The organism is Bacteroides sp. ET225 (assembly GCF_024733745.1).
Lineage (GTDB): Bacteria > Bacteroidota > Bacteroidia > Bacteroidales > Bacteroidaceae > Phocaeicola > Phocaeicola excrementipullorum.
On the sequence record NZ_JANRHN010000012.1, the window covers coordinates 73,062 to 88,947 of the forward strand.

The following is a 15,886-nucleotide window of genomic DNA, read 5'->3' on the forward strand; positions in this document are numbered from 1 at the left end:
TGGCTTTGCATGGCTGTCTGAAAAGGAAATCCACCCATGTCGCCGTCAGGACGGCAAGATGGGTGGATTTCCTTTCAGCATATTATTCCAGTCATTCGACAAGGTGATTGTATACTTTCAGGTTGGTGATCCGGCTCTTGAAATTGCCGGCCTTCTCCAGCGGAAAGACCAGCGTGCGCAGATAGTTCATGGAATCTTTTCCAGCATTGAAATAAAGTTTCTGCACATCCATCTTTTCAATCAGCTTTCCATTTATATACAGAGAAGTTGACCTGTTGTCTCCCGTAATCTTTACGGTCACTCTCTCATTCGGATACGGACGGAAACCGAACGTGTTCAGATAGCCGTCGCGCGAGAATCCCAGCATGCCGTTTACAGGGTCAGACAAATAGAACACTGCGTTCGGCGAACGGAAAAGTTCTGTTCCCGGCTCCTCGGATGCAGCCTGCAAATCAAACGACACGGTATAGTCATATCCTATTTCCGGATATTCCAGTGTCATGCCCGGGCGTACCTCGCCAACCTGATAAACCAGTCCCGGCGCTTTCCCGATTCTGGCCAGCTGATTTACGCCGGGAGCCTCGCTTAGCTGTCCGCGTGCAGCATCGAAGGCGTCAAACGTCCGGGAAGGAGCAATATTCCATGTCTTTGTAGCCACCGTCTGCAAGGCTGGAAATACACGATGGTGAATGTCTTTCACCGAAACGCCATTGCCAACATGGTCATTCCACACGGCAAACATGCCTCCAAGAAGTGTGGGGTCGTATTCCTCAAACACCACATTGCCGATGTGTGCAGGTGTCCATGAGTCATAGAGGTATTTGATGTTGAGATAATCGTAATAATATCCGGCCATCGGCACGATATACATCATTCCGTCAGGGATACATACCTGCTTGTAGCCCAGTTTAGCCATCTCTTTCGGGTCGGCATAACCGTTATACCACGTATACATGTCCACATTTTCAACTTTTACCGGCGTTTCTCCTTTGGCATGTGTCAAGGCTCCCCATATGCAGGCCTTCTTCCCGTAGCTTTCCACCAGTCGGATATAATGATCCGTGAAGGCACGGAACTGTTCTACGACTTTCTGGTCTTTGTTTGAATATTCATCGGTGCCGATATGCACGCGCGGTCCTGCAAACACAGGATTCTCTCCTTCCAGATATTCCTTGAAAAGCGCATCCATGAACTTATAGGTTTCGGGATTGGACAGATCAAGATGATCCATGCCGTATTTCTTGCTTCCCAGTTCCGGCTTGTAGTGGCTGAAAGCCAATGTATGCGCCGGAGCGTCGATTTCGGGAATAATTTCAACAAACATATCCGAAGCCTCTTGCTGGAAATCAGCGAATTCCTTCTTCGTATAATATCCGTCGCGGGCTGTCAGACCGGGAAATGTTTCGCATTCCAGACGGAAAGCGGCGTATGTCTTGCTCCAGTCGTGATTGAAGAACTGCTTGAAACCGTTGTCATTCAGATGCACGTGCAGCACGTTCATCTTGTAGTAGGACAATATTTTCGCCAGGTCGCGCAAGTAAGGCATGGGAATAAATTTCCGTCCGCAGTCGATCATGAAACCCCGCATGCCATAATCCGGGTAATCGCGGATTGTTCCTTTGGGCAACTGGCGGTTCTCAGACTGCTCGCTGATCTGGAGAAGGGTTCGCGTAGCCCAGTATGCGCCCACCGGTTCTGGTGCCGTGACTTTCACCGTCTTCGCCACAGCCACCGTATATCCTTCTTTTCCCAGTTTCTTGTCTTTCTTGACAGTCAGGAAAATGTCGCCTTCCGAAGGCTTGCCGGAAACAACTTCCGGGCGCACTCCGAACATCTCTTTATAATCATCCGCAAAAAGCGTTGCCACTTTTTCCAGTGCGGGCGCATCATATACAATCCGCATATTCTCACCCGGGACGAAGAAGCCGTCCTGTCCTTTCCATTCCTTCAGCTCCGGAATGACGTTTGGTTTCACATTCGTGGCATTCGCCCCCAGACAGCCGCATAATAGCAGCGCACAGAAAATTCTCAAAATGTTTTTCATGAATATCAGTTTTATTACGTGAAAAGTTAAAGTATTATTTAGAGCGTTTATTCTTTAAGTTAAGAACCTGATATCATATTGCTTTATTGGAAAGTCTAAACAGGCTCTAAAACTGAAAGCGTGCTTTTTCTTTCCGCGAAAACGAGTATTTCTTAAGCTTCTGCGCTTGAAAGATAATGATGTATTCGGCGGATCCGGAAAAACACTGTGGCAATTTACGGGGAAATTTTTGAACCTGCAAGAAAGAACGCGAAAATATGATTCTTGGATGCAATTAGTGCGGGATGCTTGTTGTTTTCAAAAACAAGGCCGGACTTCTTGCCTGGAGTCCGACCTTGGGTTGAGGTGTGCATTGTTTTTCTTCACATTAGAACAGATCCCATGTACGAATCTGGTCTTTCCATGCGTGGTCTTTCGGGAACGGCTTCTCGTTCCAAGCCTTTACGCTGGTCCATTCTTGTGCTGCATCTGTCCAGAAGGGGTGCGAAGCCGGCAAACCGAGCGGAAGGAAAGAGAGGGTAGTCATGTAAAGGCTTCCGTTGTTCGTGTACCAGTCGGCAATGTTCGGCTGTTTTCCTGTAAATCCGATGGTCAGGAAGCCTCCTTCGTTGAAATTGTGGCCGGTTGCGAACATGCGTTTCATTACGGCAGTCAGTGCGCAACGGACTTGTGCGTTGCTTACGCCTGCCGGGAGCTTCTGATACCATGCCATGAGTGCAAGCGGCTGCATGGTTGCCATGCGGTAAGGGATGGAGCGTCCGAATACGGGGAACGTCCCTTCGGGCGAGATGAAGCGTTCCAGAATCAGACTGTATTTCTGTGCGCGTACCAGTGCGCGGTCGTAATATTTGGCATAATCTATGCGTGAGCGCACTTTGGCATCTTTCATGGCCTGAAGCGTTTCCAGATACATCGGGTGGAACACATAGCTGCTGTAATAGTCGAATGCGAAAGTCGGTCCGTCAGAATACCATCCGTCGCCGGTATACCATTCTTCAACTTTGCGGATAGTCGAGTTGATGCGGTATTCGTCAAATTGCGCTCCGGCCTTTGCCAAAAAGCTTTCGATGGTTGATGAGAACAGCAGCCAGTTGGTGTAAGGCGGGTCTATGCGGCGCAACTGCTGGAACTCTTCAACATACCTTTTCTTTGTGGTTTCATCCAGCGGCATCCAGAGCGCATCGTAAGCACGGAGGAAACTTTCTGCCACGTATGCGGCGTCCACAAGCGTCTGTCCTTCCTTTCTCCAAAGCAGGTAGTCGGGACTTTGCGGGTCTACGGCATTTTTATAGCTTGCCAGCGCCCATTCGCGCAGTTGTTTGCGCATCTTTCCTTCTTCGCTGTCATCGTCGGGAAGTGTCAGCCACGGTGCGATTCCGGCCATCAGCCTTCCGAAAGTTTCCATATAAGCCACTTTTTTGTTGCGTCCGTCCCATGTAGGGCTTACTTCTAGTATCATGTTCTTCTGCAGTTCACCCTTTGCCATGTTGCTCAGCACGGGTGCCGCCATGTCGTAAGCCAATTTGCACCAGTATGAACGGTCGGCAAGTGCGGCTGCGTCAGAGCTTTCCAGGTACCGTACATATTCGCAGGCAGCCAGCAGGAATGCGCCGACACCGAAATTGGCGGTAGATTCTGCGTTGATGACTTGTCCCGGGATGGCTTTTTCGCCGATCGGTTGCACATAGCCTACCGTCCCGTCTTTTTGAACGGCTGTTTCCGAAAGGTATTTCCATGCCTTTTCAATGACTGGCATATAGGTCGGCTTGTCAAGATAGCCGTTGTTTATTCCCCACATGATGCCGTACATGAAAAGAGCCGTACCGCTTGTTTCGGGCCCTGGAGCAAATTCCGGATCTATCATGCTTCGTGTCCAGTATCCTTCCGGCTGCTGGATGGCGGCTACAGACTTTGCCATCTGGCGGAACTTGTTTACGAAAAATTCGTGATGCCTGTATTCTGCCGGCATATCTTGCAGCACTTTTGCCAGTCCGGCTACGACCCAGGCATCTCCTCGCGCCCAGAAGTCCTTCTTTCCGTTGACAGTTTTATGTTTGGGATAAATATATTTTGCATCGCGGTAGTACAAGTTTTCTTCCTTGTCGAACATGATGCTGTCTGAATAGGTGATGTATTCATAAAGCTTGTCAAGATATTTCAGATTGCCGGTTATTTTATACATCTTCGTCATCACCGGCATGGCCATATACAGTGCGTCGCTCCACCACCAGTAGTCGTTGTTGGGCGTGCTCATCTGATATTCCATCACTTCTTTAGCCCTTCTGATTTTGTAGTCATCCGGTGCAATCTGATACAGGTCGGCATACGTCTGGAAACAAATCTGATAGTCGCCGAAGAGCACGTATTCGTCTGTTTCTCCGTATGAATATTTCCATTCGGCTTTGTTGTCGCTTTTAGCTCCTTTCCATTGATTGTGCTCGGCCCACGTGGTTGTATAGTTCAGATAATCTTGGTTTCCGGTCAGGAAATAGGCTTCCATGTTTCCTGTGTGGTATACTGCATTGTCCCAGAAAGAGCGCACTTCCGCCTTGTTTTCCGCCTGCCAGTGCTGGTTTACTTTGTCGATCATCTTTCTTGCCTGAACAGCTTCCGATGTTTTCGCTGTGGCCAGTGCTGGCAGGATTCCGGCCGCACACACGAATAGAAGTTTGTTGAAATGTTTCATTATGTCCTCTAATTAAGTTTGTTATATAATTCTTTGAATATCTGCTTTGTCCGCAGCCATGGACGGAGGGGGTGTGTTTAACGGATGTCTGCTTCCAGAACGTAGACAGGAGTCGGTTCGGCTTCTACAGTCTTTTCTCCGTCGCCTTGAAATGTCTTCTGTACGAAAATATGCAGCTGTTTCCGGCTTTTCCATAATTCCGAATCTATTCCCGGCTCCCAGGCTTCCACCGGGAAGTCTGTCAGATCGCTCACTGTCCATTTTCCCGATGCGATATTGTCGGTATAGGCCATCGAAACTCTGCTTCCCCGTTCCGCATCACGGAAGACAAACCATGCCTTTCCGTTGTCGACAACGATTTTGGGGCGTGCGATGGGTATCATTTTCGTTCCTCCTCCTTTCAGAGAGAACGGGAGGGTGCGGTTCATTATCTGGCGGCTGTGCCATTCTTTTCCGTCATTCCATACCAGTCTGTATTGCGGAATTTTGCTGTTGCCGTCGCGCCAGTAGGTCACGATATAGGGATGGCCCGCCTTGTCTGCGCTCATGCTTGTCTGGTTGATGAGCTCGCTGTTTTGCGGAATGCGCCAGGCATATTCTGCGTTGTCTTTGCGGATCGGCAGATTGTATTTTTCTCCGTTCGACTTATACCATATGTTCCCTTCGTCGGGAGAATAGGCGTAACACAAGTCGTGGTTTGTTTCTACCATCCATGTTTCCCGCCATACCCACGACAGGTGAATCCCGTCTTTTTCGTCCACGTATAGTTGCCAGTAGGCGTTTCGCTGGTTTTCACCGTCAATCAGAATATCCTGTATGCGATGCCATGCGCGTTTCTTCAGATCGTATTTGTTCAGAATCAGATTGCCTCTTCCGGAAGCTCCCGACCGGTAGGCAAACAGCAGGTTTCCGTCGGTCAGGCGGTAGAATTCCGGATAGGTCACGTCCTCTTCGTTTTTTCCTGTCATGGAAATCTTTTCTCCTAAGGCCAGCGATCCGGGAGCGGTGCTCCGGGCGTAATTGAGTTTTTGTCCGTGATGGTCGAATGCTACATGGATGTATCCGTCGCCGTCGGTCATGATGCTGATAACGTTGTGCGCGTCTGCCACGTTTCCTTTGTATTGTGTCCGTCTGATGGTCCATTCCGCAGAACCGAGTTTGCGCTTTCCCAGCGTGACATATCCTTCCGGATCGTAATAGGAAATATATTGGGCGTTTCCGTCCGTAACAACGGATGAACTCCGGAAAACTGCGGTATTGACCGATGTGTTGCTGTAGCCCATTCCTGCTTTTACCAGCCGTTGGCTTATTGCCGGAACAATGAATCCCGAAAGCAGCAGCAAAGTGAAGAAACGTATGTATTTCATAGCTTGATGTTTTTATTGTTCGTTTTTCACAAAGATACGGCTAAACTTGCTCATATGTCATGAAAAATTCGTCATCGGTGGCATAGAAACTCGGCTTTTAGTCTATATCTTCTTTCTCAGATACTCCGAAGGAGCCATTCCGTATTCATCCTTGAAGCATTGACGGAAATAGGCCACACTGCTGAATCCTGTCAGGTCGGAGATTTCGGCAATTGAATGTTCGCCGTCAGCGAGCAGTTCCACGCTTTTGCGCATTTTTATTTTGCGGATGAATTCGTTGACAGACATGTCTGTGAGTCCTTTGATTTTTCTGTAGAGCGTGGAGTGGCTCATGCACATCTTGTCGGCTATGAATGCCACGTCCATTTTGTCCATGCTCAGATTTTCTTCAACGATATCCGTCACTTTCTTCAGGAACTCCTTGTCGAGCTTGTTCAGGTTGTTTTCCTGACTCTCCATTGCCTGGCTTGCTTCTTTTTCCGCTTCGGGAGTGGAAGGCACGAGGCTTGCCGCGATTTTCCGCCGGTTGTTCAGAATGTTGTTTATGCGGCTTGCCAGCAGACGCGCGCTGAAGGGTTTTGTTATGAACGAGTCTGCTCCGGCCGCATATCCTTCTTCTTTGTCCTGCAATGTGTCTTTTGCCGTGAGCAGAATAACCGGAATATGGCTGGTCCGCATGTCCTCCTTTATCATTTTGCACAGTTCGATTCCGTCCATTACGGGCATCATGATGTCAGAAACGACGATGTTCGGAATACGGGTCGATGCGATTTCCCATCCTTCTTTCCCGTCGTTGGCTATCAGCACATCGTATATGCTTTCGAACGAACTTCGGATATATTCGCTGATGTCGCGGTTGTCTTCCACGACAAGAATGAGCGGCTTGTTTTCGTCTGTTTCGATGTTCGCGCTTTCAGGTTTCTGCTCTTCCGGCCTGTCCGGTTGTGCGACTATCTTGCGTTCTGCGTTCGGGTAGGTGTTTTCCGTGAGCAGGCGGAGGATGAATTCGCTTCCTTTTTCCGGTTCGCTGTTCACTTTGATAGTGGCCTGGTGTATGTCGGCAAGCGATTTCACGAGCGCGAGTCCGATGCCTGAGCCTGATGCCTGGTATTTGCTGTCGCCTTGATAATACCTTTCAAAGATGTGGTTGAGCGATTCTTTCGATATTCCGTGTCCCGTATCCTTGACCGATATCTCCGTGTAGGCCACCCCATTTTCTTCGCACGAGCTGAGCTGAAGTATTATTTCTCCTTTCGGGGTGTATTTCAGTGCGTTCGACATCAGGTTGTCGAGAATAATGGTGATTATCTCCCGGTCAAAGCAGATGGAAGTGCTTTCTGTCTTTATTTCTGTACTTATATTCACATTCGGATTCTGATTCAGTTCCTTGTATTTGAGTCCGATTTCCTGAATCAGCTTGCCCAGGTCGTCTTGCGCTACTTTCAGCTTTCTGTTTTCGGTTTCGGTTTTGCGGAACTCCAGAATTTGGTTGATCAGGTTCAGCAGCCTGTTCGCGCTGTCCCTGATGATGCTGATTTTGTTCAGATGTTTGGGCGAAAGCGTCCTGTCTGCAAGCAAATCCTCCAGCGGGCCAAGTATCAGCGTGAGGGGAGTGCGCAGTTCATGCGTGATGTTCGTATAAAAACGAAGCCGTTCGTTGTTCAGCTTCTTGTCTATTTCGTGCTGGTGGTGTTCCAGGCTGAGGCGGCTTTCCAGCGCGAGCTTGCGTTTGTAGAAGCGCACAATGAGGTACAGTATTCCTGCGCAGATAATCACGTAAAGCAGTTTTGCATACCATGTGAGCCAGAGCGGAGGACTGACGGTGATTTTCATCGAGGCGAAATCTTCTCCCCATTCCTGATTGAGAAGCCGGGCCTTTACTTTGAACTTGTATGTTCCGGGCGAAAGGTTGCGGAAAATCATCTCGTTTTCTTCTCCCGTTTCAAACCACGTTTTGGTGAGTCCTTCCATCATATAGGCATATTCAGCCTCAGAACTCAACGTATAGTCCATTACATTGAATGTCACCGCAATGGTGTTGTTGTGGTGCGAAACTTTCACGCTTTCGTTGTCGGTCCGTTCAAGGACGGCCTCTTCCAGGCTTTTCGATTTGTTTCCGTAGCTTTTGATTCCGGTAATCTTGATTTTGATGCGGCTGTTGTTGTCGGTCAGCTGTTCGGGAGTGAAGTAGCATACCCCGTTTTGCGATCCGAAGTAAATCGTGCCGTCTTTGTCTTTGCATACAGAACCGTCCATGAAATCTGTCTGAGGCACTCCCTGCTGGTGTCCGTAGTTGTAGAAACGCTGCTTGTCGGGCCTCCATAGCGAGATGCCTCCGTTTGTGCTGAGCCAGATCTGGCCTTTGTTGTCTTCAATGACGGCTCTTACATTTTCTGTCCGGAGCCCCTGCTTGTTTCCGTATATGTGGAGTGTGTAGTTCTTCGTATCGCTTATGTGCGCGACACCGGCTCTTGTCGCCACCCAAAGTTCATTCTTGCTGTCCTTGTATATGGCGTTGACGGCATTCGATGCCAGTCCGTCGGATGTTTCAATCCGTTTCACCAGTTTCTGGTTTTTATCGAACACGAACAGTCCTTTCCCGAAGGTGCCTACCCAGAGTTTCCCTTCTTTATCTCTTGTAATCCCGTGTATCATGTGGTCCGGCATTTGCCGGGTGATGTTTTCTTCTCTCTTTACGGCTCCGTTTCTTAACGTATACAATCCTTCCTGTGTGCCGATCCACAGGATTCCTTCCTCTTCGAAAAAGCAGCACACTTCGGCGTCCGGTTCGTCCGGAATCGCTATCCTTGTCACTTCCGTTGTTTTGGGGTTGCATTTGAGCAGGCCGTTGCAGTACATCCCGAGCCAGAGCATTCCGTTTGTGCCGGTGTGTATATGGGATACGTGTGTGAACGGAATCGTTTTGTCCTTCAGCGAAATGACTTTTTTGATGTCTTTTCCGTCGAACATCACTATTTCGTTTTCTCCTCCTGCCCACAGATGTCCCTCGTTGTCCAGCGCAAGCCCCCACACCTGTTTGCCAATAAGCTGCCCGTCCATCATCCTCAGAAAGTCGAGCGTCTGGAAGTCCGGCTTTTTATAGCTGAGAAAATCTACGCCTCCCCGGTAGTTGCCCAGCCAGATGTTCCCGAAACAGTCTTGCATGAAGCAGCGTGCGTTGGGGGATGAAAGCCCGTGCTTGTTGCCTGTAAACGTGATGTTTTTGAAATGCGTGTCTTCGGGGCGCGTAAATGAATTGGCATGCAGGTCAAGGATGCTCGCTCCTCCCATATAGGTGCAGATCCATATTCTGCCTTCTTTGTCTTGTCCGATGTCGTTTACCTGGTTTGATATGAGCGAGTATTTGTTTTCGGGGTTGTGTCTGAAAACCGTGAATGTTCCTTCTTCAAGGTTGAACAGTGCCAGTCCGTTTGACGTCCCCACCCATATATTCCCCGTGTTGTCGATGAATATTGATTTCACGCAGTTCCCCGGAAGGCTGTTCGGGTCATTGGGGACATGCATGAAGTTTTTGCATTGACGCGTTTTCAGGTCGACGACACTCAGTCCGTTCGTGTTTTTCCCGACCAGCAGGTGGCCTTTCCCGTCGTCTGCCGCACACCAGTAGTTGCCTTCCAGTCCTTTGATGTCGCTTGCCTTGTAGCTGGTAAACTTCTTTTCCTTGTTGCTGTAATAGTCGATTCCCAAGTGGTAATGCACGATCCACAGCCCTCCGTCTGCCGCGGGCACAATGTTTGTAACGTCGTCGGTTATGAGTTCTCCCGAGCGGAAAAAGCGGGTGAAGCGTTGCTGCTTGCAGTCGTAGAGGCAGATTCCGTTTCGCTGTGTCCCTATCCACACTGCATCGTCATAGCTGTTGTAGAACAGTACATTAAGTTCATTGCTGCTGATGTTTGAGTTGGAAATGTTGTATGTGGTGAACCGTTTTCCGTCGAACCGGCTCAAGCCGGATTCTGACGCAATCCAAATGTATTCTTGTTCGTCTTGCGTGATGTCTACGACATAGTTGCTTGCCATTCCGTCGGTAACGTCCAGACGCTTGAATGTGAATTCACTTTGTGCGCGGACCTCCCCGTTTCCTATTGCCAGCAGAAGCAGTGCGGCAAATCCTGTCATTATTTTGATGTATGTTCTTCGTATCATGCGAACAAATATAGTGAAAAGAGATTAAGGTTCTGGTTTTGTCGGAATGTTTTTTCTCCCTTTCAGGCGATTAGACGAATTTTTCTCTGCTCGTGAACGGTTTGTGATTGCTTGAAAGACAGTTTGTCTGCCCGTTATGTATTAAAGCCCGCTTTATGCTTGTCTCTTTTACGGTCCGGCACTTGGACCGTATGGATCACGCAGTGAACCGTATGGTCCACATATGTGATCCGTACGGTTCACGTGCTGGACTATAGAATATGTGAGCGTATATGCAGTTTTCGGGTGTGGCAGAAAGGCAGACTGGTGAAGATGCACGGATTTTATCTGTGTTCCGCCTTTTGGCATTTGTTCGTGTCTTGTGTGGAAATTCCGGGCTATCTGCTTATTTTTTCTATTGTTGCGCTTATTTTTCTATGTTTTTGCGGTTTTTAATGTTGTCTGTTGATTTGGGAAATAGGAGGAAGAAGTTGATTTTGATTGACGGCATGGAGGGTGACCTGACCACAATCAACCCGCAGGATATTGAAAGCATCTCTGTGCTGAAGGATGCTGCCGCATCTTCCATCTACGGATCCCGCGCTCCGTTCGGCGTTATTCTGGTGACGACGAAAAGCGGCAAGACAGGGCGCGCGCAAGTGAACTATAACATGAACGTGCGTTTCCAGACTCCGCTGAACATGCCGGAGATGGCGAACTCGTGGGAGTTTGTAAACTTGTTTGATGAGGCGAAGTTCAACAACTCCGGCAACCACCTGTATGAAACCGACTATATGCAGCAGGTGAAGGATTATATGGAGGGAAAGACCGATGATGTAGTATGGGGGAAGGATCCGGAGGCAAATGGAACTATGATTACACCACCGCCAACGTCGACTGGCTGGAAGAATATTACAAAAGCATGGCTCCTTCACAAGAACACAACATCAGCGTCAGCGGAGGAACGGACAAGCTGACTTATTATGTTTCCGGAAACTACATGGGGCAAAAGGGGTTCATGCGTTACGGCCAGGACACCTATAACCGCTATACCTTTACAGGCAAGTTCAGTGCTCAGGTGAACAAATGGTTGAAAGTGGATTACTCCAGCCGCTATGTACGTACTGACTTATGGAAGGCCTACCACGATGGATGACGGCTTTTATGATAATATTCTTCGTCGTGCTCGTCCCGTCCGTGCCAAATATGATCCGAACGGTTATCTGATGGCTGATATCAACTATATTTCTGCATTGCAAGACGGTGGGCGGCATAAGGAACAGAATGACATTCTTTCTCAGCAGTTCCGGTTCACGATTACTCCGTTAGAGAATTGGAATATTATCGGTGAAATGAACATCAAGACTGACAATGATTGGACACATGAGGAGCAGCTGGTGACTTATGCGCATTATGCCGACAATCCGGAAGAAACGTATATCCCAAGTACGACAAGCGCAACTAAACCTTCAGTTTCGGAATATTCATTGAAACAAACTTATTTGAATCCGACTTTATACACGAATTATAATTTTTCGTTAAATGACCTGCATAACTTTACAGTGATGGCTGGTTTTCAGGCCGAAATGATGAATTATCGGGATGTGACCGCAGAACGTGCCGGGCTGACCACCTCTGACTTTCCGGTGCTCTCACAAACCACTGATGTGGATGATTACACTATCGACGGAATCTATAAGAACTGGAAGACCGCCGGATTTTTTGGGAGAATCAATTATGACTATAACGGAAAATATTTGGCTGAATTCAATCTGCGATATGATGGTTCTTCACGTTACCGCAAAGAAAACCGTTGGATCTGGACGCCGTCTTTCTCTTTGGGATGGAATATGGCACGCGAAGCTTTTTGGGGCGATTTGGCCAATTACATCGGCACATTCAAATTGAGAGGCTCCTATGGTGAACTTGCCAATCAGAACACAACTAACTGGTATCCTACTTATCAGATTATGACGGTTACTGCCAGTAACGGTAAATGGCTGCAGGACGGTGCATTCCCCAATACAGCAACCGTTCCTGGATTGGTTTCTACGGCTCTGACCTGGGAGAAAATTAGAAATACCAATCTCGGTCTTGATTTCGGTGCGTTCAACAACCGTTTGACCGGATCATTCGATTACTTCTGGCGCAAGACGAGAAACATGGTTGGCCCTGGTGTTGAGCTTCCTGCTATACTGGGAACTGATGTGCCAGTGACTAATAACTGCGACTTGACAACATTCGGTTGGGAACTCTCGCTGGGCTGGAGAGACAAAATCGGTGATTTCAGCTACGGAGTGAAAGTGAATGTTTCCGACAGCCAGACTCGCATTGACCGCTATGCAAATCCGACAAATTCATTGGATACATACATTGCAGGAGAATTGGTGGGTGAGATTTGGGGATATGAAACGATCGGCATCGCAAAGACGCAGGAGGAAATGGACGCTCATTTAGCTTCTTTGCCGAACGGCGGACAGACTGCTATTGGCACGAAATGGGAGGCCGGCGACATTATGTATGCCGACTTGAACGGCGACGGTAAAGTTGATAACGGAAGTAACACCTTGGACGATCATGGTGACTTGAAGAAGATTGGTAACGAAACGCCGCGTTTCCGCACGGGCATTACATTGGATTTCCAATGGAAAGGCTTGGATTTCTCCATGTTCTGGCAGGGAGTGCTGAAGCGTGATTATGCTCCGGGAGAGAACAGCTTGGTGTTTTGGGGCGTGACCGGAAGCGGGCAGTGGTGGTCTACTGCATTCAAAGAGCATATGGATTATTTCCGTGCGGAGGACACATCGTCTAATTTGGGAGCGAATGTTGACGGATATTATCCTCGTCCTTTGTTCAGCAACAAAAATCATCAGACGCAGACCCGTTATTTGCAGAATGCCGCCTACATGCGGCTGAAAAATCTGCAGCTGGGATATACCTTCCCGAAGCATATCATTCAGAAAATCGGTCTGCAGAATGTAAGGGTATATGTTTCGGGTGAGAACTTGTGGACAATCACAGGGCTGAGCAAGACAATGGATCCCGAAACTGTCGGAATAGGCAAGCAGGGAGGTACTGTGTATCCGTTGTCGCGTACTTATTCATTTGGCTTGAGTGTTAACTTTTAATTAGAATGTACATTATGAAAAAATATGACTTTATGAAAGTTGCAGGTAGACTGTTTATGGGCGTTTCGTTGTTTGCCTTGGCTGCATGTAATGATTTTCTGGACGAGGAGCCCCAGTCTGACGTGTCACCCGAACAGTACCTGTGGAGTGAAGACCAGTTGAAGGCTTATGTGGACAATTATTATGCGGATTATGACAATTATGACGGGGACAGCGATGACAAGGGAGGCATGCTTCCGAGCCATTATGGCAGTGAGAACGGTTCGCCATATTATGATGACGATGCTATAGATAACCAGCAAGGAACAAACGGGCGTTATTTGCAGGATACATGGACTGTCGGGCAGACAGGCGGAAAGTGGAACTTTACTAATATCTATGCGCTGAATTATTTCATTGAAACCGTCACTCCCCGTTATGAGGAGGTCTCTATTTCAGGATCGGCTGAAAACATTGAACAGTATTTGGGGGAGGCGCATTTCCTCCGCGCATTGGAATATTTTTATCGCTTGCGCACTTTGGGTGATTTCCCGATCGTGGAGAATACGCTGTCTGATAATATGGAGGAGCTGACGGAAGCTTCTGTCCGCAAGCCGAGAAATGAGGTGCGCGTTTTATCTTGGAAGACCTGGATAAGGCTATTGAATTGACAACGAACAGTCCGGCCAAAACCCGTATCACCAGAAATGCGGCTTTGGTGTTGAAGTCACGTGTCGCCTTGTTTGAAGCCACTTGGGAAAAATATCATGCCGGAACAGCTCTGGTTCCGAACGGATCCGGATGGCCGGGTGCAGAAAAGGAGTATGGACAGAATTACCAGTTTCCGAATGATGAAGGCACTGCAGAAGGTGAAATCAATTTCTTTCTGGATGAAGCGATGGATGCGGCTTCACAAGTGGCGGATGCTGTAGAGTTGACTTCAAATAATAAGACGATGCCGGATGATGGGAGTGCAAATGATTACTATGACATGTTTGCTTCTCATGACCCGAGCGAATACTCGGAAGTGATTATGTACCGTGAGTATAGCTTGTCATTGAATGCTACGCATCATTTTAATCATTATATGTACCATGGCGGAAATACCGGTTATACAGCGCAGTTTGAAAAAGCTTTTTTGATGGAGAATGGTTTGCCTTGGTATGATGCAAATAGCGGATATGCTGGTGATGATTACATAAGTGATACAAAAACTGGCCGTGACTGGCGTTGGCAGTTGTTTATGAAAGCACCCGGAGATGTGAAAGCGACAGAAAATATTACTACTCCTGAAACGTTTCCGACGGCTCCCCGTGTTTATATATCAGACTCCAGAAATGCCACATCTACTGGTTATATTCAGGGAAAAGGGCATTCGATGGATTATAATGATCAAGTGCTGGGGCAGGATCAGACAGCATTTGTCGTTTATCGTGCGGCTGAAGCTTACTTGAATTATATAGAGGCTTCTTATTTGAGATACGGAAACTTGAATGATACGAAACTTGATACATATTGGAGAAAGCTACGTCAGCGTGCGGGGGTTGATGAGGACTATAATAGTACAATTGCAGCCACTGATATGGCACAGGAGGCCGAAAATGACTGGGGAGCATATTCTCACGGGCAAATTGTGGACGCTACTTTATATAATATCCGTCGTGAACGTCGTTGTGAATTCATAGGTGAGGGATTCCGTTATATGGATTTGATTCGTTGGAGGGCAATGGATCAATTAAATGGTTATCAATTGAAAGGAGCAAAGATATTTGGTCCGATGGAAGATTTGTTCGTTGATAGCGAAACAGGTGAATCTCTTCTGAAATATGATCAGGCAGACGAGGCAGACAATAATGTATCTTCTCCTTCTGATGGGGATTATTTACTGCCGAACAGAAAAACTTCAACAAATGAATACTATAATGGTTTTTATTTCTTTGAAGCGCATTATCTGTATCCAATTGCTGTTCAGCACTTTTTGATTACTTCCTCAGATGGAGCAAGTGTGGATGATTCTCCGATTTATCAGAATCCAGGTTGGCCGATTGTTTCGGGAGCAACTTGTGAATAAGATGATATAGCATTAAGTGGGATAAAGCCGACCGTATAAAAAATGACGGTCGGCTTTTTTAGGTTTGCCCAGCACGAACATGCTGGTATTTTGCTTGGCAAGCTTTCTTTTCATGGCGATATTCTCTATTGTGCTTTTCCGTTTTGCGCTGGTTGGGCAGACGACGGAGTAGACCCTTTCCAGCCAAAGTTTTGATGGTTGTTACGTTATTTTATATTTGGCAATAGCGTTTTTCCTTCTTTCTGCGCTCTCGGCATGCCTTTCTCGCGCGCATATATTATATATAATGTACAGGCCTTTCCTTCTCCTTGATCCGTCTTTCATTTTTTTTCGTCCGCATTCCACTGTATTCCAGCCGGTTGCGCTCCGGTGTCCAAAAAACTTCGAAAAAAGTTTCCCCCAGTTCTTGCATATTCGGAAAAAGTGCGTACCTTTGCACTCGCTTTCGGGGATGACCCGGGGGCTGAC

At 47.7% G+C, this 15,886-nt stretch carries 9 protein-coding genes; 5 read left to right on the forward strand and 4 right to left on the reverse strand.

All coding sequences use genetic code 11. The features are described from left to right. Positions 1-91: 91 nt before the first annotated feature. The 4 genes from NW212_RS07285 to NW212_RS07300 all read right to left on the reverse strand — a co-directional run bounded on the left by NW212_RS07285 (position 92) and on the right by NW212_RS07300 (position 10,261). Entirely contained in the window at positions 92-2,044 is a 1,953-nt protein-coding gene (locus NW212_RS07285) for a family 20 glycosylhydrolase (protein WP_258337983.1), read from the reverse strand. Positions 2,045-2,411: 367 nt separating this feature from the next. Continuing rightward, positions 2,412-4,730 (reverse strand): DUF2264 domain-containing protein, encoded by a 2,319-nt coding sequence (locus tag NW212_RS07290; RefSeq protein WP_258337984.1) that lies wholly within the window; start codon positions 4,728-4,730, stop codon positions 2,412-2,414. 77 nt (positions 4,731-4,807) lie between these two features. Then, a complete protein-coding gene (locus NW212_RS07295) occupies positions 4,808-6,097 on the reverse strand; it encodes a BNR repeat-containing protein (RefSeq protein ID WP_258337985.1) in 1,290 nt (429 codons plus the stop codon). Between the two features lie 102 nt (positions 6,098-6,199). Then, on the reverse strand, positions 6,200-10,261 hold the full coding sequence (locus tag NW212_RS07300) for a hybrid sensor histidine kinase/response regulator transcription factor (RefSeq protein ID WP_258337986.1): 4,062 nt from the start codon (positions 10,259-10,261) through the stop codon (positions 6,200-6,202). Between the two features lie 470 nt (positions 10,262-10,731). Between NW212_RS07300 and NW212_RS07305 the strand changes: the two genes are divergently transcribed. Genes NW212_RS07305 through NW212_RS07325 form a run of 5 tightly spaced genes read left to right on the forward strand, consistent with a single transcriptional unit; the run spans position 10,732 to position 15,418 of the window. Then, positions 10,732-11,217 carry a TonB-dependent receptor plug domain-containing protein gene (locus NW212_RS07305; protein WP_258337987.1) on the forward strand — a complete coding sequence of 162 codons (486 nt, stop codon included), beginning with the start codon at positions 10,732-10,734 and terminating at the stop codon, positions 11,215-11,217. Continuing rightward, positions 11,163-11,396: a hypothetical protein gene (locus NW212_RS07310; RefSeq protein ID WP_258337988.1), complete on the forward strand. Its 234-nt coding sequence runs from the start codon at positions 11,163-11,165 to the stop codon at positions 11,394-11,396. Before NW212_RS07305 ends, NW212_RS07310 begins: the two co-directional genes overlap by 55 nt. Further along, positions 11,356-13,368, forward strand: a complete 2,013-nt coding sequence (locus tag NW212_RS07315) for a SusC/RagA family TonB-linked outer membrane protein (protein ID WP_258337989.1) — start codon at positions 11,356-11,358, stop codon at positions 13,366-13,368. The genes NW212_RS07310 and NW212_RS07315 overlap by 41 nt, the downstream gene beginning before the upstream one ends. A gap of 32 nt (positions 13,369-13,400) precedes the next feature. Further along, positions 13,401-14,018 carry a RagB/SusD family nutrient uptake outer membrane protein gene (locus NW212_RS07320; protein WP_258337990.1) on the forward strand — a complete coding sequence of 206 codons (618 nt, stop codon included), beginning with the start codon at positions 13,401-13,403 and terminating at the stop codon, positions 14,016-14,018. Next, positions 13,988-15,418, forward strand: coding sequence for a RagB/SusD family nutrient uptake outer membrane protein (locus NW212_RS07325; RefSeq protein WP_258337991.1), 1,431 nt, complete (start codon positions 13,988-13,990; stop codon positions 15,416-15,418). Before NW212_RS07320 ends, NW212_RS07325 begins: the two co-directional genes overlap by 31 nt. Positions 15,419-15,886 lie beyond the last annotated feature (468 nt).